This is a genomic window from Rheinheimera oceanensis, from assembly GCF_018831085.1.
In the GTDB taxonomy this organism is placed as follows: domain Bacteria; phylum Pseudomonadota; class Gammaproteobacteria; order Enterobacterales; family Alteromonadaceae; genus Alishewanella; species Alishewanella oceanensis.
Map to the genome: position 1 here is coordinate 251905 of NZ_JAGPNM010000005.1, position 23057 is coordinate 274961.

General features: G+C 48.7%; 24 protein-coding genes. 17 read left to right on the forward strand and 7 right to left on the reverse strand.

What is annotated here, in order from left to right:
- The first annotated feature begins 245 nt into the window (after positions 1 to 245).
- From J3B89_RS13070 to J3B89_RS13100, 7 genes are all read left to right on the forward strand, one after another.
- A complete protein-coding gene (locus J3B89_RS13070; protein WP_215398041.1) occupies positions 246 to 1742 on the forward strand; it encodes a CoA-acylating methylmalonate-semialdehyde dehydrogenase in 1497 nt (498 codons plus the stop codon).
- A gap of 303 nt (positions 1743 to 2045) precedes the next feature.
- The gene (locus J3B89_RS13075) at positions 2046 to 3203 is read left to right on the forward strand and encodes an acyl-CoA dehydrogenase family protein (protein WP_215398042.1); all 1158 of its coding nucleotides are present in this window, start codon (positions 2046 to 2048) and stop codon (positions 3201 to 3203) included.
- Positions 3204 to 3379: 176 nt separating this feature from the next.
- On the forward strand, positions 3380 to 4153 hold the full coding sequence (locus J3B89_RS13080) for an enoyl-CoA hydratase (RefSeq protein WP_215398043.1): 774 nt from the start codon (positions 3380 to 3382) through the stop codon (positions 4151 to 4153).
- On the forward strand, positions 4153 to 5295 hold the full coding sequence (locus J3B89_RS13085) for an enoyl-CoA hydratase/isomerase family protein (RefSeq protein ID WP_215398044.1): 1143 nt from the start codon (positions 4153 to 4155) through the stop codon (positions 5293 to 5295). The genes J3B89_RS13080 and J3B89_RS13085 overlap by 1 nt, the downstream gene beginning before the upstream one ends.
- Before the next feature lie 12 nt (positions 5296 to 5307).
- Positions 5308 to 6195 (forward strand): 3-hydroxyisobutyrate dehydrogenase, encoded by an 888-nt coding sequence (mmsB, locus tag J3B89_RS13090; protein ID WP_215398045.1) that lies wholly within the window; start codon positions 5308 to 5310, stop codon positions 6193 to 6195.
- A 385-nt stretch (positions 6196 to 6580) separates the two neighbouring features.
- Positions 6581 to 7339 carry an SDR family oxidoreductase gene (locus J3B89_RS13095; RefSeq protein WP_215398046.1) on the forward strand — a complete coding sequence of 253 codons (759 nt, stop codon included), beginning with the start codon at positions 6581 to 6583 and terminating at the stop codon, positions 7337 to 7339.
- A gap of 318 nt (positions 7340 to 7657) precedes the next feature.
- A complete protein-coding gene (locus tag J3B89_RS13100) occupies positions 7658 to 7993 on the forward strand; it encodes a rhodanese-like domain-containing protein (RefSeq protein ID WP_215398047.1) in 336 nt (111 codons plus the stop codon).
- A gap of 33 nt (positions 7994 to 8026) precedes the next feature.
- On the opposite strand, the gene J3B89_RS13105 is transcribed toward J3B89_RS13100, so the two are convergent.
- Positions 8027 to 8944, reverse strand: a complete 918-nt coding sequence (locus tag J3B89_RS13105; RefSeq protein ID WP_215398048.1) for an EamA family transporter — start codon at positions 8942 to 8944, stop codon at positions 8027 to 8029.
- A 185-nt stretch (positions 8945 to 9129) separates the two neighbouring features.
- Here J3B89_RS13105 and J3B89_RS13110 point away from each other — a divergent pair, with 185 nt between their 5' ends.
- The 5 genes from J3B89_RS13110 (at position 9130) to J3B89_RS13130 (ending at position 11214) form a co-directional block, all read left to right on the forward strand.
- A complete protein-coding gene (locus J3B89_RS13110) occupies positions 9130 to 9558 on the forward strand; it encodes a nuclear transport factor 2 family protein (RefSeq protein ID WP_215398049.1) in 429 nt (142 codons plus the stop codon).
- Positions 9559 to 9563: 5 nt separating this feature from the next.
- Positions 9564 to 9875 (forward strand): YciI-like protein, encoded by a 312-nt coding sequence (locus J3B89_RS13115; RefSeq protein WP_215398050.1) that lies wholly within the window; start codon positions 9564 to 9566, stop codon positions 9873 to 9875.
- Entirely contained in the window at positions 9875 to 10291 is a 417-nt protein-coding gene (locus J3B89_RS13120) for a DUF1801 domain-containing protein (protein WP_215398051.1), read from the forward strand. Before J3B89_RS13115 ends, J3B89_RS13120 begins: the two co-directional genes overlap by 1 nt.
- 296 nt (positions 10292 to 10587) lie before the next feature.
- Positions 10588 to 10761, forward strand: a complete 174-nt coding sequence (locus tag J3B89_RS13125) for a hypothetical protein (RefSeq protein WP_215398052.1) — start codon at positions 10588 to 10590, stop codon at positions 10759 to 10761.
- 162 nt (positions 10762 to 10923) lie between these two features.
- Positions 10924 to 11214: a TIGR02391 family protein gene (locus J3B89_RS13130; RefSeq protein ID WP_215398053.1), complete on the forward strand. Its 291-nt coding sequence runs from the start codon at positions 10924 to 10926 to the stop codon at positions 11212 to 11214.
- Between the two features lie 173 nt (positions 11215 to 11387).
- Here J3B89_RS13130 and J3B89_RS21500 read toward each other — a convergent pair whose 3' ends face one another.
- The 3 genes from J3B89_RS21500 to J3B89_RS13145 all read right to left on the reverse strand — a co-directional run bounded on the left by J3B89_RS21500 (position 11388) and on the right by J3B89_RS13145 (position 14705).
- Complete coding sequence (locus tag J3B89_RS21500) at positions 11388 to 12173, reverse strand: helix-turn-helix domain-containing protein (RefSeq protein ID WP_215398054.1); 786 nt, start codon at positions 12171 to 12173, stop codon at positions 11388 to 11390.
- Positions 12170 to 13195, reverse strand: a complete 1026-nt coding sequence (locus tag J3B89_RS13140; protein WP_215398055.1) for an SDR family oxidoreductase — start codon at positions 13193 to 13195, stop codon at positions 12170 to 12172. Before J3B89_RS13140 ends, J3B89_RS21500 begins: the two co-directional genes overlap by 4 nt.
- A gap of 700 nt (positions 13196 to 13895) precedes the next feature.
- Positions 13896 to 14705 carry an NAD-dependent epimerase/dehydratase family protein gene (locus tag J3B89_RS13145; RefSeq protein ID WP_215398056.1) on the reverse strand — a complete coding sequence of 270 codons (810 nt, stop codon included), beginning with the start codon at positions 14703 to 14705 and terminating at the stop codon, positions 13896 to 13898.
- A 104-nt stretch (positions 14706 to 14809) separates the two neighbouring features.
- On the opposite strand from J3B89_RS13145, the gene J3B89_RS13150 reads away from it, so the two are divergent.
- The 3 genes from J3B89_RS13150 (at position 14810) to J3B89_RS13160 (ending at position 17453) form a co-directional block, all read left to right on the forward strand.
- A complete protein-coding gene (locus J3B89_RS13150) occupies positions 14810 to 15757 on the forward strand; it encodes an AraC family transcriptional regulator (protein ID WP_215398057.1) in 948 nt (315 codons plus the stop codon).
- Positions 15758 to 16436: 679 nt separating this feature from the next.
- Entirely contained in the window at positions 16437 to 17015 is a 579-nt protein-coding gene (locus J3B89_RS13155; RefSeq protein ID WP_215398058.1) for a DUF1294 domain-containing protein, read from the forward strand.
- A 129-nt stretch (positions 17016 to 17144) separates the two neighbouring features.
- Positions 17145 to 17453, forward strand: coding sequence for a DUF6482 family protein (locus J3B89_RS13160; RefSeq protein ID WP_215398059.1), 309 nt, complete (start codon positions 17145 to 17147; stop codon positions 17451 to 17453).
- A gap of 5 nt (positions 17454 to 17458) precedes the next feature.
- Here the strand turns inward: J3B89_RS13160 and J3B89_RS13165 are convergent, their stop codons facing one another.
- Genes J3B89_RS13165 through wecA form a run of 3 tightly spaced genes read right to left on the reverse strand, consistent with a single transcriptional unit; the run spans position 17459 to position 21070 of the window.
- Positions 17459 to 18619, reverse strand: a complete 1161-nt coding sequence (locus tag J3B89_RS13165) for a polysaccharide pyruvyl transferase family protein (RefSeq protein ID WP_215398060.1) — start codon at positions 18617 to 18619, stop codon at positions 17459 to 17461.
- Between the two features lie 11 nt (positions 18620 to 18630).
- Complete coding sequence (locus tag J3B89_RS13170) at positions 18631 to 19950, reverse strand: flippase (RefSeq protein WP_349814223.1); 1320 nt, start codon at positions 19948 to 19950, stop codon at positions 18631 to 18633.
- A 43-nt stretch (positions 19951 to 19993) separates the two neighbouring features.
- Entirely contained in the window at positions 19994 to 21070 is a 1077-nt protein-coding gene (gene wecA / locus J3B89_RS13175; RefSeq protein WP_215398061.1) for a UDP-N-acetylglucosamine--undecaprenyl-phosphate N-acetylglucosaminephosphotransferase, read from the reverse strand.
- A gap of 173 nt (positions 21071 to 21243) precedes the next feature.
- Here wecA and J3B89_RS13180 point away from each other — a divergent pair, with 173 nt between their 5' ends.
- Together J3B89_RS13180 and J3B89_RS13185 are read left to right on the forward strand one after the other, a co-directional pair.
- Entirely contained in the window at positions 21244 to 22299 is a 1056-nt protein-coding gene (locus tag J3B89_RS13180; protein WP_215398062.1) for a glycosyltransferase family 4 protein, read from the forward strand.
- The gene (locus J3B89_RS13185; protein ID WP_215398063.1) at positions 22296 to 23045 is read left to right on the forward strand and encodes a WecB/TagA/CpsF family glycosyltransferase; all 750 of its coding nucleotides are present in this window, start codon (positions 22296 to 22298) and stop codon (positions 23043 to 23045) included. Before J3B89_RS13180 ends, J3B89_RS13185 begins: the two co-directional genes overlap by 4 nt.
- The last annotated feature ends 12 nt before the right edge of the window (positions 23046 to 23057 follow it).

The window sequence follows — 23057 nt, forward strand, 5'->3', positions numbered from 1 at the left end:
AGCGCAGCCACAGACTTATTTCGCGGCAGCGAAGGCGGGTAACAGCTTCGTCGGGAACGAAGCTGGTCGGCCTTAGCCGGCCCGCCTCATTGAGGCCAGGATTGGCCGAAATGCCGCTGTGGCGAGCATAGCAGGCTTTGCAACCGGCTTACTGCAACTGCAGTAACAAATAAACAACTGACTGGCGAATAGCATTACACAGATATAAATGCCGGCGGTACACCCAAACAATCGGGAGAAGCAACATGACACAACAGGTTAAACATTTTATCGACGGCGAGTTCGTTACCCCTACCGGTGACAAACTGATCCCCGTTACCAACCCGGCAACACAAGACGTGATTGCTCAGGTGGCTTGCGCCACGCCAAGTGAGATGGAACGCGCTATCGAGTCGGCCAAAGCGGCGTTTTTAACGTGGAAAGAAGTGCCGGTATCGGAACGCGCCCGTTTAATGATGCGCTTTGCGCATTTATTAAAAGAGCATCAGGGTGAAATTGCCGACATTATCTGCCGCGAACTGGGTAAAACAGTAGAAGATGCCAAAGGTGATGTCTGGCGTGGTATCGAGGTGGTTGAGCAGGCGGCAAATATTCCGTCATTAATGATGGGCGAAACGGTAGAAAACGTCGCCCGCAGCATCGACACCTACAGCTATATTCAGCCGCTGGGCGTGTGTGCCGGTATTACGCCGTTTAACTTCCCGGCGATGATCCCATTGTGGATGTTCCCGATGGCCATTGCCTGCGGTAATACCTTTATTTTAAAACCGTCAGAGCAAGATCCGATGACGGTAAATAAAATTGCTGAGCTGTTTGTTAAAGCCGGCGCGCCAAAAGGCGTGTTGCAGGTAGTGCACGGCGCGAAAGAGCAGGTAGATGCCATACTGCACCACCCGGATATTAAAGCCATTTCGTTTGTGGGCTCGGTTAATGTGGGCCAGTACATCTACAAAACCGGTACCGACAACTTAAAACGCGTGCAGGCCTTTGCCGGTGCGAAAAACCATATGGTAATTATGCCGGATGCTAATAAGCAGCAGGTGATCAATGCCCTGGTGGGGGCTTCTGTCGGTGCGGCCGGTCAGCGCTGTATGGCGATTTCTGTCGCCGTATTTGTTGGTGGCGCAGCGGATTGGATCCCGGAAGTGGCCGCTGCCATTGGCAAGGTACGCCCCGGTGTTTACACCGACCCGAACGCCGCTTACGGCCCACAAATCAGCCCGCAGGCGCGTGCCCGGGTGTTATCGTTAATTGAGCAGGGTAAAAAAGAAGGCGCGACCTGCGTGCTGGATGGCTCAGACTGCAAGGTAGAAGGCTACCCGAACGGTAACTGGGTTGGGCCAACAGTGTTTAGCAACGTTACTACCGGGATGGAAATTTATAAGCAGGAAATCTTTGGTCCGGTATTGTCTACCATGCACGTTGCTTCATTAGATGAAGCGCTGAAAATAGTAAACGACAGCCCCTACGGTAACGGTACTTCAATCTTTACTGCCAGCGGCGCGGCTGCTCGCAAGTATCAGCACGAGGTGGAAGTGGGTCAGGTAGGGATTAATATTCCTATTCCGGTGCCACTGCCATTCTTCTCGTTTACCGGCTGGAAAGGCTCGTTCTATGGCGACCAGCATGCTTACGGTAAGCAGGCGGTACGTTTTTACACTGAGACGAAAACCATTACAGCGCGCTGGTTTGACGACGATATTCCGGTGTCCGGCCCGAATATGTCGATTAACTTGCGTTAACGGAACCGGGTGAGGGCCAGACTTTACTAAACTGACCGTTGGAGGCCATGGATGGCCGGAATCGAGCCCCAGGGACGGTTTATGGCGTGTCAGTGTGTAAAGTGTGGTCCTCGCTGTCCGGTGCTGGCAACCGCTTCCACCGTAACAACACGCAGACCCGCGAATTTCTCCCAAATTCGCTTTTGATCGTCTGCTTAGTTGTTCCGGTTCCGCGTTGCAGTCAGCCTCAGATGCAGGTTCAAAACGGTTAATACGGCAACGTACGCAAGCAAAACGAAGCCGATTGGATAAGCAGGACCAACTATGAATTTCAATTTAACAGAAGACCAACAAGCCTTTGTCGATGTGGCCAAACAGTTTGCCGAACAAGAACTGGCGCCACACGCAGCCCAATGGGATCGTGAGCATCACTTCCCCAAAGACGTGATCCAAAAAGCCGGTGAGTTGGGCTTTTGCTCACTGTATACGCCAGAAGAAGACGGCGGTATGGGGCTATCACGCTTAGATTCCTCCATTATTTTCGAACAGCTGTCGATGGGCTGCACCGCCACCACAGCTATGCTGACTATCCACAATATGGCCACCTGGATGATTGCCAACTGGGGTAGCCGTGATGCTAAAGCCCAGTGGATGGAGCATTTAGTAACAGGCCAGAAATTGGCATCTTATTGCTTAACTGAACCAGGCTCAGGCTCTGACGCAGCAAGCCTGCGCACCAGTGCAAAAAAAGATGGTAACGAATACGTATTAAACGGCTCGAAGATGTTTATCTCCGGTGCCGGTGCTACCGAAGTATTAGTGGTAATGGCGCGTACCGGTGAAGCCGGGCCAAAAGGCATTTCGGCCTTTATTGTACCGGCTGATGCCAAGGGCGTTATTTACGGTAAAGCGGAAGAAAAAATGGGCTGGAATGCCCAGCCAACCCGTTTAATTACCTTTGAAGATGTGCGGATTCCGGCGCATTACCTGCTGGGTAACGAAGGCGAAGGCTTTGGCTTTGCGATGAAAGGCCTGGACGGCGGCCGTATTAATATCGCTACCTGTTCAATCGGTACCGCACAGCAGGCATTGAATACCGCGCGTAACTATATGCTGGAGCGGCAGCAGTTTGGTAAGCCATTGGCGGCATTTCAGGCACTGCAGTTTAAACTGGCCGATATGGCCACCGAATTAGTTGCTGCCCGCCAGTTAGTGCGCTTAGCGGCCTTTAAGCTGGACCAAAAAGACGGTGAAGCCACGGCCTATTGTGCGATGGCGAAACGCTTTGCTACTGACGTTGGTTTTCAGGTATGTGATCAGGCGCTGCAGCTGCACGGCGGTTATGGCTACATTAAAGAATACCCGCTGGAGCGGCATTTCCGTGATGTACGTGTGCACCAGATTTTGGAAGGCACCAACGAGATTATGCGGCTGATTATTGGCCGGCGTTTACTGAATGAAGCCGCAGGCGACATCCTGTAATCAACTTTTGTTACGATGATCTGAATCATCAGGAGGAACCGCCTTGTCCACAGCGACACGCCGTAAACCATCCATGGGGCTCGATTCCGGCCATCCATGGCCTCCAACGGTCGCTTTAGAACAAGGCTAATCCTCCTTCTTGCCTGAGTGTACTCGGGCAATACAAGGAGACAACAATGGCTCAACTAAAACTCGAAAAACGCGGTCACACGGCGCTGATTACCATGTCTAACCCGCCGGCCAATACCTGGACGCGCGACACCTTAACCCAGCTGCGCGATGCGGTTAAAAGCCTGGATCAGGATAAAAATATCTATGCCCTGGTTATCACCGGCGAGGGTGATAAATTTTTCTCAGCCGGCGCTGATTTAAAGCTGTTTGCCGATGGCGATAAAGCCATTGCCAGCGACATGGCGCGCATTTTTGGCGAAGCCTTTGAAACCTTAAGCGCGTTTAGCGGCGTGTCTATTGCTGCCATTAACGGCTATGCCATGGGCGGTGGTTTAGAAGTAGCGCTGGCCTGTGATATCCGTATTGCTGAGCAACAGGCGCAGATGGCACTGCCGGAAGCCAAGGTTGGCTTACTGCCCTGTGCCGGTGGCACCCAGAACCTGGCCTGGCTGGTAGGTGAAGGTTGGGCCAAACGGATGATCTTGTGTGGTGAGCGTATTAGCGCAGAAAAAGCATTGCAAATTGGCCTGGTGGAAGAGGTAGTCGCTACCGGTATGGCGTTGGAAAGCGCGTTGGCCCTGGCGGAAAAGGTGGCAGAACAAAGCCCGTCTTCGGTTACCGCCTGTAAAAAACTTATTCAAAAAGGCCGCAGCGGCAGCATACAAAGCGCACTGCCGCTGGAGCGTGAGCTGTTTGTCGGCCTGTTCGATACTAAAGATCAGGTAGAAGGGGTGCAGGCGTTTTTAGACAAACGCAAAGCCAACTGGGTGAACGGCTGATGAGCGGCGCAAATGACGTAGTGCTGTATCAGGAACTTGCAGCACAAAATGGTAAAAGAATTGGCGTGGCTACGCTTAATTCAGAAAAGTCGCTTAATGCCCTTAGCTTACCGATGGTGGAGTCTTTACTGCCTCAACTGCAAGCCTGGCAAGCCGATGACAGTATCAGTATGGTGTTGCTACAGGGCGCGGGCGATAAAGCCTTTTGTGCCGGTGGCGATATCCGTGATCTGTACAAAGCCATGCTGGATAAACCCGGTGAATATGCGCCCTATGTGGAAGAGTTCTTTACCAAAGAATATACGCTGGATTATTTAATTCACACCTTTGGCAAGCCTGTGCTGGTGTGGGGTAACGGCATAGTAATGGGCGGCGGTTTAGGCCTGATGGCCGGTGCGTCGCACCGGGTGGTTACTGCCAGCAGCCGTATTGCTATGCCGGAAATGGCAATTGGTTTGTACCCGGATGTTGGCGCCAGCTGGTTTTTAAACCGTATGCCAACCGGTTGCGGTTTGTTTTTAGGTTTAACCGGCGCTTCTATTAATGCTGCTGACGCCAAATTTATTGGTTTAGCGGATAACTTCTTATTACATGAGCGCAAAGCTGCCCTGCTGGACAAACTACTGGCCGTTAAATGGGGCGATACCATTGCGTTGAATCATCAAAAGCTTAGTGATGTACTGCGCGCTGAAGAAGATCAGTGCCGCACCCAGATGCCGCTGAGTAATATCCGGCCACATCAGAGCGCCATTGAAGCCCTGGCAAGATTCACTGAGTTGCCGGAGGTGATCAGTGCAGTTAACGGCATGTCTGGCGAGGACAAATGGCTGCAAAAAGCCAAAGAATCACTGGCTTATGGCAGCCCTATTACCGCGCATATCGTATTTGAACTGTTAAAGTTAGGCCAAAGCAAAATTCTGGCCGACAGCTTCCGGCTGGAGCTGGGCTTAAGCGTGCAGTGCGGCAAACTGGGCGAGTTTACCGAAGGCGTACGCGCCTTGCTGATGGATAAAGATTTACAACCGAAGTGGCAATACAAAACGGTGAGCGATGTACCGCAGAGCGTGATCGACGAGCTGTTCCGTTCGCCATGGAGCGCCAATACGCACCCGTTGCGCGAATTAGGCCAAACAGATAACTGATTAGGAGCAAACATGGCTAAGGTTGCATTTATAGGTTTAGGTAATATGGGCGGCCCTATGGCCATCAATCTGGTGAAGGCCGGCCACGCGGTTACAGCCTTTGATTTATCGGCTGCTGCGCTGGCGCAGGTTAAAGCCGAAGGTGCAGCCATGGCGGCAACAGCTGCCGAGGCCGTAACAGGTGCGGAGTTTGTTATTTCGATGCTGCCGGCCGGTAAGCATGTACTGGGGCTGTACTTAGGTGAGCAAGGCATTGCCGGCAATATTAATAAAGATGCACTGGTAATTGATTGTTCTACCATAGATGCCGACAGCGCGCGTAAAGTCGGCGCTGGCCTGGCCGCACAAGGCATTGCTTTTATTGATGCGCCGGTATCTGGCGGTGTGGGGGGCGCTAAGGCTGGTACTTTAACCTTTATCGTTGGCGGCGATGCGGCGCATTTTGAGCGTGCGAAAACCGTGCTTGGCAATATGGGGAAAAACCTGTTTCATGCAGGCGATGTTGGTGCAGGCCAGGTAGCAAAAATCTGCAACAATATGCTGTTGAGTATTTTAATGGTCGGCACTTCAGAAGCACTGCAAATGGGCGTGGATAACGGCCTGGATCCCAAAGTGCTGTCGGAGATTATGCTAAAAAGCTCGGGCCGTAACTGGACGCTGGAGCTGTACAACCCCTGCCCGGATGTAATGCCCAATGTGCCATCATCTAACGGTTATCAGGGCGGCTTTATGGTCGATTTAATGGCAAAAGATTTAGGCCTGGCACTGGAAGCGGCATTGCAAAGCCAAAGCAGCACGCCAATGGGGGCACTGGCGCGCAGTTTATACGTGGCGCACCAGCGGGCCGGTAATGGCAAGCTGGATTTTTCCAGTATTTTTAAACTGTTTGAAAAGAAGTAATTGGTTAAGTAGTGAAGTCACGCGGCTACTGCGTACATTTTTTCTGAGACACACCATAAACCGTCCATGGGGCTCGAATTGTAAACGTCTTCCTAACGTTTACCCTAAGGGCCAGCGAAGCTGTCCAAATTCGTTCCTGACGAATTTGTCGGCCATCCATGGCCTCCAACGGTCTCAGAAAAAAGTACATCCGTATCCGCTACTACTGCTTTTCTGCGTAGCCGGGCGTTACTTCAAAGGCAGACGCGGATGTACTTTTTTGGCGGACCGTCTTTTTCAGGGATGAAAAAGAGGAGCCTACAGGGATGTATTTACGGCGTGTCCGACGAAAAATGTACGCAGCGGCTGTCGGTGCAGAACAATTCTTGTAAATTAAGGTAGAAAGATGAACCTGCAAAACAAAACCATCGTCATCACCGGCGGTGCGCAAGGCCTGGGCCTGGAAATGGCCCGCATGTGCGCGGCAGAAGGTGCCAAACTAGCATTAATCGATATGAATGCCGACCAGCTGGCAGCCGCCAAAGCTGAGCTGGGTGCTACAACCATGGTACATACCTACATTGCCAATGTGGCTAATGAACAACAGGTAGAAACTACCTTTGCGCAAATTGACAGCGATTTTAACGGCATTGACGGCCTGATTAACAATGCCGGTATTTTACGTGACGGCCTGCTTTTGAAATACAAAGACGGCGAGCTGCAAAGCAAGATGTCGCTGGCGCAGTTCCAGTCGGTTATCGATGTTAACCTTACCGGCGTCTTCCTGTGTGGCCGCGAAGCCGCAGTGGCTATGGTAAAGCGTGGCACTAAGGGTGTAATTATTAATATGTCCAGCGTAGCGCGCGCCGGCAATATGGGCCAAACCAACTACGCTGCCTCTAAAGCCGGTGTGGTAGCCATGACAGTAACCTGGGCGCGAGAGCTGGGCCGTTTTGGTATTCGTGTGGGTGCTATAGCGCCGGGTGTTATCCGCACGGCGATGACCGATGCGATGAAACCCGAAGCGCGTGACCGTTTAGAAAAAATGAAGCCGGTAGGGCGCTTAGGTGAGGCCAGCGAAATTGCCCACACAGCTAAATACATTTTTGAAAACGATTTCTTCACCGGCCGGGTGGTAGAAATTGATGGCGGCATTAGCATGTAAGGCCCAGGCTATTGGTATTAGAAAAGGTGCTGAGGCGCCTTTTTTACTACGTTATTGGTAATAAATTCAATTAACGCTGCAATAATTTCAGACAGTCGCGGCACTATATGCCAACCATGTCCGGCAGACTTTCTTTTATCGTCCCTCCAACAGCCTGAAATAGCATCACAGTACAGAATTCAGCCGGTCTTAGTCATTATGGTTTGGTTTTTGCTCCAGCTAAATGACAGTGAGATTTAATTGATCATTAATCTGAGGCTGGCTATTACGTTACTCACTGAAGGTAAAACCAGCATGTACTAACGGAGGAAACCTGTCATGAAAACAGTCACAAAAGCCGACATCAAGCGCATTAATGAAATAGAGCAAGAAGATTTTCTACTGATTAATGCTCTACCCAGAGAAGACTTTAATAAAAAGCATATCCGTACTTCGATAAATATTCCGTTTCCGGGCAATGACCAGTTTGTTAAAGACGTAGCAAAAGTCGCAGGCGAAAATAAAAACCGTAAGATCATCGTCTATTGTGCGAATAAAACATGCGACGTGTCACCAAAGGCAGCCAAAGCACTGGAAAATGCTGGTTTTAGCAATGTGTACGATTACGAAGGTGGTATGGAAGACTGGGAGAGCAAAAAGGAGCAGGCTGCCTGAAGCTGCAACCTGCTATCTGTTGGCTAAAAGGCGCTACGGCGCCTTCTTTATTGCAGAAGAGGTTGCTGCCATCTGGCATATTAAGGTTTTGCGGGCAGGCCTTTGTCCAAGCCAAACTCCCAGTAACACTGCGGCCATGCCGGCACTTTGCAGTAATGTCAGTTTTTGTTGCAGCACCAGTGCGCCCAGTACGGTAGCACTTAGTGGGCTAAGCAGGCTAAGTGTAGTTACGGCTGTTGCCGGCATTTTCATTACCCCGCGCAGCCAAAACACATAGGTTAAGCCAGTGCCGATTAGGCCCAACCAGATATAACCGAAAACGTTAGCCAGGCTAAGTTGGGTTGGCAAGGTTTCAAACAGCAAAGCCAGCGGTAATAAAAACAGGCCTCCGGTTACCAGTTGCCAGCTGGTTAATACCATAGCGCTGGCAGGCGGCAGCCATTTTTTTGTCAACAAAGTACCGCAGGCCATAGCAAAGGCGCCTGCAGCCGCGGCGGCTACGCCGATAAAATCCAGTTTCGCTGCCGGCCCCAGCACCAACATGGCCACACCGGCTAAACCACACAGTGCGGCAATCCAGCTTAGCATATTGGTTTTGGCATTTAGCACCGCCCAGCCCAGTAGCACCACCACCAGCGGTTGAATGGCACCAACGGTTGCTGCTACGCCACCGGGTAAACGATAGGCGGCTACAAAAAGCAGCGCCTGAAAAATACCGATATTCAACATACCCAGCAGAAAAATTTTGCCCCACCAGCCTTTGGCAGGCAGCTGGCGCAGGCACAGCAGCATGAGTAAACCAACCGGCAGGGTACGCAGCATGGCAGACAATAGTGGTACATCGGGCGGCAAAAATTCCGTGGTAACCAGATAAGTACTGCCCCAAATTAATGGTGCTGTTGCAGTTAAACAAATATCAAACCAGCGGGCTTGCGGTACGGCTGAAGGCATTGAACAACTCCTGAAATAAGCAGATTAAGAAGAACTAAGCTAAGTGTTTGTTGCAAAACGCGGATACTATAAAATCTCAACTTAACTTAAGGTCAAGAATTGATTAGCGAAAGTGCGTTATATATTGCGTTAGTGGCTGAAATTGCTACTCTGAAGCAAGCAAAAACAACATCTTGGAACCTCTGATGGAAAAAATTCTAATCGTTATTTCACTGCTGTTTTGTTCTATGCCGGCCCTGGCCGATGACAAGGCCGAACTTACAGCACTACTGGGTGAGTTTTTAGATGGTGCTACCCGTAACGACGCCGCTATTCATAACAAATACTGGGCTGACGAGCTTATTTATACCAGTTCAAGCGGCACGCGCTTTGGCAAAGCCGAGCTGATGCAAGGCGTAAGTAGCCGTGGCATGTTAAAACCCGATGAAATTGATACCGTATACAGCAGCGAAGATGTGCGCATTATGCAATACGGTGATACCGCAGTAGTGGCTTTTGTGCTGGTGGGTAAATCAGCCAGCGAAACCAAGCGCTATTTAAACAGCGGGACTTTTATCCGCAAGAGCGGCCAGTGGCAGGCGGTAAACTGGCAAGCCACGATTAAAGCTGAGTAGGCCGTATGCACTTTTTACTGATATACGACACCGCACCGGATTACCTGCAACGGCGCGCTGAATTTCGCTCGGCGCATCTGGCATTGGCCTGGCAAGCGGCTGAACGCGGCGAATTGCTGCTAGGCGGCGCTGTGGGCGAGCCGGCAGATAGCGCCTTGCTGCTGTTTAACTGCGACAGCGCCGATATCCCCGCCAACTTTGCCAAAGCCGATCCTTACGTAGTAAACGGCCTGGTAAAGCGCTGGCAGGTGAAACCCTGGCATACAGTAGTAGGCGAGGGCGCGGCTAATCCGGTACAGCCAGAGGCCGCAGGCTAATGGCAGAGACAAAAACCAAAGCAACTAATGCCAGCGTTGACGATTACCTGGCCAGCCGTGCTAACGCGCAGCAGCTAAGCGATTGTCATCAGCTTATTACTTTATTTGGCGATGTAACCGGCGAACCGGCAATTATGTGGGGGCCAAGCATCGTCGGTTTTGGCCGCTACCGTTACACCTACGACAGCGGCCACAGCGGTGAAGCCCCACTTGCCGGTTTTGCCATTCGCGGCCGCGATATAGTTATTTATCTGCTGGCTGAAGGTGCCGGGCAACAACAATTACTGCAACAACTGGGCAAGCACAAAATGGGTAAAGCCTGTTTGTATATAAAGCGTTTGGCTGATCTGGATATTGCGGTGCTAAAGCAACTCGCGGTTAACTCTGTTGCAGAATTACAGCGGCGCTATGGTTAGGTTTTACGACAGTGATGAAAGAAACCGCAAGAAAGACTGCTAAATGCCAGAATCGACTTATTGCCTAAAATTATTCTACCCTAAAATATAAAGAGAATCGTGCAGAGTGGCGTGAACTGTTCAAGGCTGTTATTAGTAATGGTCAAGCAGCAATTAAACTGTTTGCTACTGTAAATGGCGGTGCGGCGTTGGCGCTCTTAGCGTTCATAGGTAAGGTTTGGGTACCTCAATTTCCTGAAAGCGTACTTGGTTATAATATAACGTTGGCGTTGCTTTATTTTTGTATAGGGCTAGGGATGGCTGAAGTAACACAAGGTTTTTCCTATCTGGGACAACACTGTTTTACATATGATCTTGATAAAACAGGGCGTGTTCTACAGATTATTACAGTATTTTCTGGACTGTTTTCTATGGTACTGTTTTTCTTCGGTGTTTTATCTGCCTGTAACGGATTTGGTTTAACTCTTTAATGTTGTTTGCTAGGAATCCGCAAATCACAACTTTGAAGGCGATAATTCTGAAGACCAATTTATGAAGCTTTATGAACTGCTGATTATTTAAACCTGAAAAATATAGTTGAAGTTCTAAAACGCTGAGGGCTTTAAGCCTGAAATAAACATGGAAGGATTTTAATGAATCTAGAAACACGTTTGCCAGATTCACTTTGGGAGGCAGTATGCTCAAATTATGAAAAACGTAACTTTACGGGTGCGGTCCTAGACGCATTTTATTTTCTTAGTGAGCTGCTAAGAAATAAATCTGGCATTGAAGGTGATGGACAGGCGTTGATTGGTCAGGCGCTTGGCGGCGCAGCTCCAAAGATCAAACTCTATCGATTGAGAACAGAATCCGAACAAAATATCCAGAAAGGCATGGATTGCCCTGAGATCGCACGTTTACCACTTTCCCTAAAACCCTACTAAGCTTAACTGATTGTTTTTTGTAACAAAGGTAACAGTTATGCTTGCATCAAAAGATCAGATTAAAGCTGACAGGCTACGAAAAAGCCAGGGCCGTTGGGTCAGGTCCAAGTGATGACTCGGCGTTTTTCTTTGACTTGGCTGACGCAGAATATTGAACACTCTTGGCGTTTGGGCTAAACCTGCGGTTTTAATCTGGCGAGATCTTTTGGGTTTACGCCGAACATTTTTTTAAATGCAAAGGAAAAGTGGGATAAGTTTTCAAAGCCTAAATCAAGGTAGATATCCGATGGTTTTTCACCTTTGGTACTCATAAGGAAGTAGGCTTCTTCTAGTCTCTTTTTTCTTATCCAGTTTCCCGGAGTATCGTTAAATACAGTTTTGAAATCTCTTTTGAATGTCGAAAGACTGCGTCCAGTCAGAAAAGCAAACTGCGATGCGCTGACATTAAACGTGAAATTCCGAACCATAAACTCTTCCAGATCAATCTTGTATGGAATTCCAAAGTCAAAAAAAGCACTTGAAAGGTCGGGATATTTCCTCAATAAAATCAAAAGTAGTTCTTCATATTTTAGCTGTTCGAATGCCTTATCAAGGTCCATCATGCCTTTCATATACGGCTGTAGTGAATTTAAGAAACTATCAATTAATTCACAGCGTTCAATAGGAATTAGGTTTGGATTTTTTTTATTACTAATCTGTATCTGATATTTTTGCTGAAGAGATTTAAGCAAGTCCTGATCAAAACACAGCACTATTGGAACAAAGTCTTTCTGATTGTTGATCAGGATCTTTACTAAGCTATTTCTTTTCACTAAACCGCACTCACCAGAACAAAGAACGTAATGGGCACTGCCGTCATAAATGCTGATTGCTCCTTGTTTCACATATAAAAAAACATGATCTGGGATAAACTGCTCTTTCAGCCCTCTGAGATCTGACGCTAGTAATGAGTCCCTCACTTTATAACGCCATATTTATTGATGCTATCCAGCGATGCGAGAATAGCGTGTTCAATTGGTTGAGGTGTCCAACCTAGCATTTCTTTTGCCTTTTTATTGCTCACGTTTCGATTCACTTTCATCAGGGTTGAGGCCATTTTTGCTTTGGCATTAAAAAGAGAAGCCAGGTGTATGATCCAAGAGGGGAGTTTTTTGGTGGGGATATTTTTTGTATCCCCCATCTTACTTATTAAAAGAGCTGCAACCTCTTGCATAGAGATCTGCCCATCTGCAGTTGCTATAAAGCGTTGGTTTTTTGCGCAATGATGCTCCATTGCTCTAATGTGCAAATCAGCAACATCCCTTACGTCTACGATGTTCAACGGAATATTTGGAACTGCCTTCATAGATCCATCCAGTAAATGCACAAGAATCTGAAAACTGCCTGTATCGTGCGCATCTAACGACGGGCCTAAAATAGCGACAGGATTTATGGTGGTAAGTTCCAATTCATCTCCTGAGCGATTTATAAAATCCCATGCTGCCAGTTCGGCAAGCAACTTCGATTTTTCATAGGTAGAAAGCCCTTTTAAATTGGGATCCGTCCAGTCATCTTCGGTTGTTTCCGAACCTTTGTTGGTATGACTAAATCCTACAGCGCCAAAGTTGGAGGTCATGACTACACGTTTTACACCGGCCCTTTTGGCAAACTGAAGGATCCGGAGAGTTCCATCTATCGCGGGTCGAACTGCATCAGCTTCGTTGCTTGGCGTATCAAAAAAAACCGGAGAAGCAACGCTTAGAACAAATTCGCAGTTTTGCATCGCGGCCTCCCAGTTCTCGTCATGGCATAAGTCGGCTTCCACAAAGGTCAGATTTTCAAATTGATCGCCCCCTCCATTTTTGAGCATTTTTATTACGTCAGGTACTTTACTCAAAGAGCGTACAGTCGTTTTTACCGGATAACCTTGTTCTAAAAGCTGAAGAATACAGTGACTACCCACCAAGCCGTTACCGCCCGTTACGAGCACATGTTTTTTCATAATTTACCCTGTTTAGTAATTTTGACCAAACTAGCACAGACATCTGTGATGTGGTTTTGTTGAAAAGGTCAAACTTCTTTGCTGGAAAGCTCATCTTCAACTTACAGAATCCATCAGCGAAAAAACTGAGGATGACCCGTTCAATAACAGATTTTACGCCGTTGTTGATAGATGCCTGATGGGCGAATAATCTGTGCTGTTGTATACGATTTGACTTACATGCCGCTGTTGACGAAATATTGCTTATTGAGTCTATGGAACTGCGTTGAAGCAATTGAAAAATATCATTTTTCTTTTTAATGCATGGCTTTATAGGCAGAGGCAATAGGCTAAAGGTGCCAGAGACTTTGCGACTCTTGGCAAGACCAATGCCGAAACAGCATTCGTCAGGTGGAGTAAGCAATCCGTTTTGAATTGGTAGACAAGAGCATACCTGGTAGCGTGATTATCTGAACCGGCGCGAATGCTCTATTGTCTGGTCTAAGCTCGAAGAAGAACATAACTGGAGCCCAGACATTCAAGCAGCCGTTATATAGCAAAAATGCTGTAGCTTTGGTTGTCATGGCCATTGCGCCCGAAAATGCCCAAAAGTAAACTTGGTTTTTTAAAAAGTGAAGAGTTCTGGTAACAGGCCCGCACTATAAAAAGTACGGACCTCGTTCTGGTAATTTAAAACTTCTTCACAGAGGTAGAAGCATAGTCACAGCAGTCTCTCTTCAATAGCCTGATAGACGGTTCTTACGCTGGGCTTAAACCCCAAACTTCGTGCCAATGTTCCATCAACATGCATACGCCAAGGTGTTTCCAACGGTTCTGAAGAGGACTCTACCGGTTCTCCTACCAGCTTTGCTAATTCATAAATTGATGTTGGCGCTTCGTCGGTAATGTTGATGATCTTGCCGTCGAGCGAGCCATTCAACGCAAGCTGGATAGCCGTGGCGACGTCGCGATGGTGAATTGTGCTGAGTCTCGTTGCTGGGTGAAGCTTGTGCGCACTCGCTAGTTTGGGCAGCGCTTCAAGATGACCGTCTCCGTCGCCATAGACAAAAGGAAAACGAAGTATTGCCCAATTGAGATCACTTGTTCGCAATGCCTGCTCTGCTGCTACTTTGCTGGCTGAGTAGGGATGTTTAGGATCAAGTGAGTCATCCTCATGCCCTGGGTGCGAGCCGCTTTCATAAACCATGCTGGTGCTGGCGAAGATAAAACGCGCATTAGGTGCATGAGTTTTTACCGCAGATATCAGGTTCTGCGTACCCTCCAGATTGCTCTTCCAAATCAGGTCGGTATCCTGAGTTCGAAACACAGCAGCAAGGTGGATGATGCCGGATATGCCAGCTACAGCCCGGGCTAGTGTTGAAGAGTCAAAGAGATCGCCCTCTACACAGTTCACCCCGTCCAGTGTCTTGCCAGCACGCACCAACGCACGGCAATCTACGCCTGCTGCTAAAAGACGCGGTAAAAGCCGCGCGCCTACAAGTCCGGTTGCACCGGTCACTAAGATCGTCATAGATTTTTTCCTTATTGCGTAAATTTTCCAGCCAGGTGATTAGGCTCTTACTGCCGCTTATTGCTGCGCAGGCAGTATGGCGCCCCAAACTTGGATGATCTACAATGATTAATCCTTATTACTTTTGCATATGTCCTGAAATGTCTGATCCGCTCGCTCAAGTGGTTACTCTTCTTCAGCCTACAGCTCCATTCTCAAAAGTGGGCAGTGGTTCAGGTCGTTGGCGCATTCGACGCACTGAGGTTGGCCGACCTTTCTATTGCGCCATTCTTGAGGGTGCATGCCGTTTCTCAGTAGACGGGCATGAGGAATTAGTTCTGCAGCAGGGGGATTTCGTATTGGTCCCTTCGGCGCACAATTTCACTATGTCTAGTCACATACCACCTGAAGCTGACGACATCATCTGTACACCCATCACACTTCCTGGCGGCGAACATAGACTCGGCGATCCAGAAGGGCCAGCCGATATTCGACTGCTGGTAGGCTATTGTGTTTTCCGTTCTGCGGATGCGACCTTACTTGCTTCGTTATTGCCGCAGCTTGTGCATGTTCGGGGAGAGGGCCGATTAACCACTCTGGTGCAACTCGTTAGCGACGAATCTCGTGCTCAACGACCGGCCCGTACTGTTATTCTTGAACGTCTGCTGGAAGTGCTGCTCATTGAAGCCCTCCGATCCGGTGGGGAGACATCTGCCTCACCTGGGTTACTGCGCGGCCTTAGCGACAAAAGGATTGCGATAGCAATACGCCGGATCCATGAAAACCCCGACTTGCCATGGACTGTAGCTCAGTTGGCCAATGAGGCGACACTGTCCCGCTCTGCGTTTTACGAGCGGTTTAGTCGCACTGTGGGTATGGCGCCAATGGAATATCTGCTCGCCTGGCGTATGGCATTGGCTAAGGATTGGTTGCGAAGAACTGAGGTAAACATCTCTGAAGTTGCGAGTCGGCTTGGCTACAGCTCGGCAAGCACCTTCACCGTTGCTTTCACCCGCCATGTCGGACTTCCGCCAGCCCGTTATGCTCGGGAAAATTCCTTTAATCCAGAGTAGAAGAGGATAGAGTAAGGCCGGAAGGGCACTTACGAGCGCTCTAAAAAATGTGATTTAGTTTGTATTAAAGACAAAACAGGCTGGCTTGGCCTTACTTCGGTTCTATAGATGAAATGCCCTTCCTGAGTTGTTTATTCAATGGAGTAACGCCCGCTTGAGGTTATTGCGGATAGATCTGGCTTCTTTCTAAAGATCCCGTGTCTCTTTCAGATCCTCACTATCTACCCACTTTTACCACATTCCCAAAAAAACCTACTAAGCTTGACTGATTGTTTTTGTACCAAAGGTAACAATTATGCTTGCGTCAAAAGATAAGACCAAAGCTGACAAGCTACGAATGAGTGAATAGGGGAATGTGTGGTTGAGATTACACTCACACTTTTTGACAGAAAAATGTAACCTAGATGCTGTATATTAGTCATGCCCGCAGCAAACCTATATTTTTCTCCTTTCAGTAACCATATAAGGACATCGTCCATTCATCTGTACTAACCTCTGTAAAGTGTGACCTGTCACGCCTGAGCCAACATAGCCTAATCGTTCGATTCAATAAAAATACAAATATTGCGGTGACACCTTAAAGCAGGATTGACGAGCGAAGCCAAACAGGCTTCAATCGTAGCCAATTTTGCTTTAACTACGCTAAGTGGTTGTATTTTATGACTTACAAGGGGCCGTAATGCGCGTAAAAGGAAAAATTACCCAGTGGGATGATGCTAAAGGCTTTGGCTTTATTCAGCCGCTGCTAAAAGGTGAGCGGATATTTGTGCATATAAAAGCCTTGCAAAACCGTGCGCGCCGGCCGGTGATTGGCGAGGTGGTAACGTACTCGGTTGGTAAAGATGACAAGGGCAGGGCGCAGGCCAATGCGGTAACCTTTGCCGGTGAAAAACAGGTTATTAAAGCGGCCCGCTCGTCATCCCGCTGGCCTATGCTGCTGGTAGCTGTTTTTAGCGCTGCGCTTGCAGTGGCGTTTGCTTTGGAAAAGTTGCCGCTATACGTTATTGCCGCCTACGCTGTTATTAGTCTGTTTACCTTTATCAGCTACTGGCTGGATAAGCGCAAAGCTCAGGCTGGCCGCTGGCGTATACCGGAAGCTAATTTACAGTTGTTATCACTAATCGGGGGCTGGCCCGGTGCGCTGCTGGCGCAAAGCTATTTACGGCATAAATCTAAAAAACGAGCCTTTCTTACCGTGTTCTGGCTGACCGTGCTGGTTAATCTGGCCGCGCTTAGCTGGTTAGCTGTGCAAGCTTAACCGGACAAAATTTGGCTATACTTAGTGGTATCCGGGGTCAGTTGCGGCAGATCTGAACCTCAGCCGGCGTCGTACAAGCAATGTTGTTGCAGTTATAACGTTGCACAACCTGAAAACAGGAGCCTGAAAATGCCATATCATCGCGTTGCACACTTAAATCATCAGGATGTCCGTATTAACGAGTTGACCATACATTCGTTTGAAATGGGCGTGTATCTGGCAGAGGCCGACTATGACGGTCGCAAAGCATTTTTAGTTGATGATGACAACAAACCGCAACAGTTTCACAGCATAGACGAAGTGAAGCTGGCGCTAAACCGTTGCACTATTTACCAGGCGTATTTAGTGCATCAGTCGGCCTATGATGAAATGTGCGGCGGCGCTGAAAACGTGGATAACACCTTAAAAGTACCGCTGTTTATGGCAGGCGTAGCTTGAACTACTCAGCTAATAGCCTGATACAGCCGTTGCCACATAGCAGCATTTTGCTGTTTTAACGCCGCGGCTTTTTGTTTTACCTCTGCCGCTAAAGCGGTTTTGTTGTCCAGCAGTTGCTCCAGTGCGTTAAGCAGGTTTTGCTCACTAAGCTCAGCTACACAGTAATCACCCATGCCAAAGTCGGTCATCATGGCGTGGTATTTGTGGCTCCAACTGGTGGCAATGCAGGGCACACCCTGGCTTAGCGCATTTACCGCACCGTGAAAACGTGAGCTTATCGCTAGCTCTGCTTTACCAATAAAGGCTTTTACCGCCAGCGGATCTTCAATTTGTACGATAGTGCAGGGCGCTTTGGCGGCAATTTCGGCGCAAAGCTCGGCATCTTCTTTGCCTTCGTGGTTTACCAGCACACATTGCATACCGGCGTTGGCCAGCGTGTTAGCAGCTGCGGCAAAGGCGGTAATATAGTCGTTGCGTAGTTGCTCAGCTCCGGCATGGTTAAATTTAGATACCACCTTATTGTTCGGAATAAGCGCAGCATAAGGGCCATTAATCAGCGGAATTTCATCATTAGGCTGTGCGGTTAAACCGACAGTGAAATCCGGTGTTAATACTACGGAGTCCGGCAGGTTGGGCACGCAGCTTTGTAAATGCTGCAAGGATACCGGATCACGGACAAAAATCAGCCGGGCATGGTTAATAATATCGCGCATGGCAGCTTTGCTGTCTTCGGTTTTAAACGGGCCAAAGGCTTGCGGCATAAACACAAAAGGTTTACCGGCTTTGGCAAAACGCACGACTTCTTTGGCGGTGTTTTGCAAAAAGCGCAGTGGCCACTGATCACCATAGGCAAAGCCGCTGGCTTCCAGTACTAAATCTACCTGACGCTCGCTGACCATGCCGTAGCGGTTAAACAGCCGCTGCAATGCACCGGGCAATTTGCCGATCATAGGGGTTAAATCCAGGCCGCCGCGGCGAAAAGACAGCTTTTGCCAGGCACCTAAACGGGCGCGCTCGGGGTAGGGCAGGTTAGGGCCGGGTGACAATACCAGCTCTACCGGCCGGGAAATACCTTTTAAGCCTTCAAGGCTGGCAAGCAGCATTAAATAAGCGCCTTTGTTGCGAAACTGCACACCTTTAATTTCAACGAAAAGTGGTTTGCTCATAGAAAAACCTTTTAATTAATGTCAGCGCGACGAGTGGTAATTAATTGCCACAGTTGCTTACGGGTGCTGGAAGATAGAAACAGGAAAAAGAACGATGCATAGGCATAAGAAATCAGTGTCGCCCAGGCTGCGCCGACGATGCCCATTTTAGGAATTAACCATAAATTCAGGCCAACATTCAGCACAGCGCCAATACCATGGCTTAGCAGCGACAGGGGCTCTTGCTCGGTAATCACCAGATGCTGGCTGATAAGATAACGGACAAAAATAAAGCAGCCGGCCCAGATATGTATACGCAGCACTTCTATTGCAGCAGAGAAGTTTTCACCAAATAACAGGCTGATAATCCATGATGCAGATAACGACATAATTACAGCGATGCTAAAAGCTGCAGCAAAAAACATAATGGCAAAACGGCGCAGTTTAACAAAATACTGGGGCCAGCCCTGCTGATGAGCTTTTAGCATGTCGGGGTAGTACCGCGCTGCCAATGTGGCCGGAAATACATACCACAGCTCAGACAAGCGGCTGGCTGCGGCATAAATACCGGCCTGCTCGGTACCGGCCATTGAGCCTATCATGACGATATCAATTTTCAGATAAATAACCGACACAATGCCCGACAACCACAACCAGGAAGAGCGTTTTAGCAGCTGTTTAGCCTGTTGCATATTAAACCAGCGCGGGTGATAGCCCGGCCAGCGAGCTTTGGTTTCTTTAAACGGCTGGTGTTTACGCCGGTAAATCAGGTACTGCGCCATACCAACAACAAAAAACTCAATGCCGGTAAGTAGTAACAGGCTGGCAATGCCAAAGCCGCTATAAAGCAGTGCCAGTTTGGCGCCAAAGCTAAGTAGTGAAATAGCCGATTTTATATAGGCGACACTGCGGAAAGTGCCCTGATAGTTCAGGTAAAACTCAAACAGTAAAAAACCGAAAAAAGCCTGCAGCATAAACAGAGTAGGAATGGCAATAGCAGTGTTGCCTGCAAACATGCCGGGGTATAGCAGATAAAATGCCAGCAGCATCAGGCTGCCGCCTAATAAACCCAACGCTAACCGTATGCTGACGGCGCTGTATAACATGGTCATGGCGTCATGGCTGTTGTCGTGTTTTACCATCTGGCGCACAACAATATTGTTCAGCCCCATGCTGGTTAACGGCACTAAAAAGGCGCTCCAGGCCATTACAATAGAATAAATACCCAGTTCACTGGCGCCCAGCATACGTGCGACAAACACCGTTAATATGGCGCCTGCAGCCAGCTTTACCAGCTTGTCACCCAGCATTGCGGTAGCGCGTGCCATCAGGATTTTTTTAATAACGTTCACTACTTAACTGTCCTTAATTTCAGTCCTTAACTTCAGTATTTAACTACTTAATGATCCTGGGCTGACGGCTCTGTAGCCATTTTTGGCGAAAGTGCGAAATAATACGCCAAATATTTTGCAGGCTATACAAATAAGCACTAAACACGGCTAAAAATAACAACAACATAACCAGATCCGGCACCAGCAGGTATTCGCCGATAATACCAATACAGGCAAAAATACAGGCCAGGGAGGTAATTAACGCCAGTGACTCGCGCGAGCTTAAACCTAAACGCAGTGAGATATGGTGCAGGTGTTCACGGTCGGCCTGAAACGGCGACTGCCCTTTACGAATACGCCGCACCATAATGGCAATCATGTCCATCAGCGGTATGGCAATAATCCACAGTGCGGTAACCGGGCGAAAGCTGGCACTCTCACTTTGGGTGCCAATAATTAACAGCCAAATTACGCTCAGGCCAATTAACATACTGCCGGCATCGCCCATAAAAATACGCCGCCCGGGCACCAGATTAAGGTTACACGCCAGGTATGGCAGCATCGCCAGCACTACCACCAGCGCCATAGTGGCATGCAGTTGCTGACCCCACAAAGACATAAAAATAGCGATAGTTACAAAGCTTACCATGCTAAGCATGCCGGCCAGGCCATCGATGCCGTCGGTCATGTTAAACGCATTAATGGCGGCGATTACGGCAATCAGCGTAACCGGAACACCCAGCACACCAAGCTCTACTACGCCCATACCAAACAAATCGCCTAAACTGGCCAGGTGTAAATTCAGGCTGTATGTCATGGCCAGCCCCACCAGAGTCTGAACAGCCAGACGCAGTTTTACGCTTAAATCGAGGTAATCATCAAATACCCCCAGTAACACTATGGCGCCACTGCACAGCAGGTAGTAAATGGGTTCTATACTGCTGTCGGCAAATAACAGCAGCGCCAGACATAAGCCACAATAGGTGGCAATGCCGCCGATTAAAGGTACCGCGCCCTGATGTTGTTTGCGGCCGCGCGGAATATCAACCAGGCCAATGCGGACAGATAAAGGATATAAAAAGGCAATAGCCACACAGGATGTGATAAAGGCAGCGAGATAAAGGCTAATATGTTCAGGCATTTAACTTTCCGGTTTGCGCTCAGGGTTATAGTTATTCAGCCAGGCGTCAGCTAAAATCCGTTATTACTATGCTGTTTTCGGCGTGGCCAGCAATATCTTATAAACTAAGTGTTTTCTGGCCTGACAACAAGTATTGTACACAGTCAGTATGACTGTCAGGATGAAATTTAAGCGTGCAAGCAGCTAACAGCAACATTCTAATTATCAGTAACATGGGGCCTAAGCCGTCATCACCGTTTCAGGGCAAGTTTGTACATAATCAGGTGTGGGCACTGGCTGCGTGTCATCCTGCTTATCATTATATGCGCTGGCACAGTGACTCTTTGCTGAACAAATTATTGAAATATCCTGTTTTTATGCTGGATTTTATCTGGCGTTTTATTTTTACCCGCCGCAGTTTTGATATAGTACATGTGCATTTCTTTTATCCTACTATCTGGCTGGCTTTATTGTATAAAGCGGTACGCAACCGCAAAGTGAAAATTGTAGTAACCTGCCATGGCAGCGATATTTACAAGTATCAGCCGCCTGGAAAAGCTTACCGCTGGTGCGCGCGTAAAGTAGATCAATGGATTTTTGCCAGTAAGGCGCTGGCACAGCATTTTACACTGCCAACTAAGCGTGCCACCGTGTTACCGGCGGGTATCAGTGAGTTATATCGCCAGGTTGAACCATTAAGCTGGCAGCAAAAAACCATTGATATATTGTATGTTGGCAGCCTGGATCAGAACAAAGGTATGGATCGCTTGCTGGCGCTGCTGCCAGCCATAAGTGACAAAAAAGTGGTCATAGCCGGTTCCGGCCCCTGGCTGGATAAGCTGCAATTGGCAGCAAGGCAGTTTCCGAATGTGCTGGTGGTTGGGCCAAAAGACAGCCTGGCATTAAAACAGTTATACAGCCAGGCTCGCTGTTTTGTCAGTTTGTCACGCCATGAAGCCTTTGGTTTAGTGATGGCTGAAGCCATGGCATGTTATACGCCGGTAATTGCCACCCAAACTGATGGCGCCAGTGAGCAGATAAAACAGGGCAGCAATGGTATTCTGCTCAGCCAGCAAGAAACCGAGCAACAGCTGGTGGTGGCATTTACCCATGCTATTGAACGTATGTGGCAGTATAGCCCGGCAGAATATCAGCGTATGCAGCAACAGGCCCGGGCTACTGCCGAGCAGTATTTGCTGGGCCAGGTGGTAAATGAATTACAACAGCTTTATCAGGAGATCTTATTATGACTCAAGCCAGTGCAGCAGTATTGCACCAACAGATCCCCCAGGTAAAGGTAGGGCCGGTGCAGGTGTCCTCATTTGCTGATATGCAGCAGCTACTTGAGTTTATCGTGCGCGAAGACGGCAGTGTCTATGCCGGTTCGGCTATAGCCATTAACCCGGAGAAAGTACTGACAGCCATGCGCAACCCGCAAATTGAAGCGGTGATCAGTGGTGCGGATATCCGCTATGCCGACGGCATTGGTGTTGTTAAGGTGATGCGTAAACGGCTGAAAAAAAACGTGCAGCGCATCCCCGGCTGTGAGCTGTGGCAAAACCTGATGCTGCGCGCCGCACAGTACAAAGTACCGGTATTTATTGTTGGCGCCAGGCCTGAGGTAAACCAGCAAACAGCGGATAAACTGCGCGCACAGCAGGTTAACCTGGTAGGGGCGGTAGACGGTTATTTTAAAGATGAAGCGGCGCTTATTGAGCAAATTAAGCAAAGTGGTGCCCGTATTGTCAGTATTGCCATGGGATCGCCCAAGCAGGAACTGTTGATCCAGCGCATCCGGGCGCAGCACCCCGACTGTTTTTATATGGGGGTTGGCGGCACTTATGATGTGTTTACCGGTAATGTAAAACGTGCACCGGAACTTTGGTGTAAGCTGAACTTAGAATGGGCTTATCGTTTGTTATCTCAGCCCAGCCGTATTGGCCGTCAGTTGGGGCTGCTGCGGTATGTCTGGTGGTATTGGACAGGTAAAATTTAACGTCCGGGATGG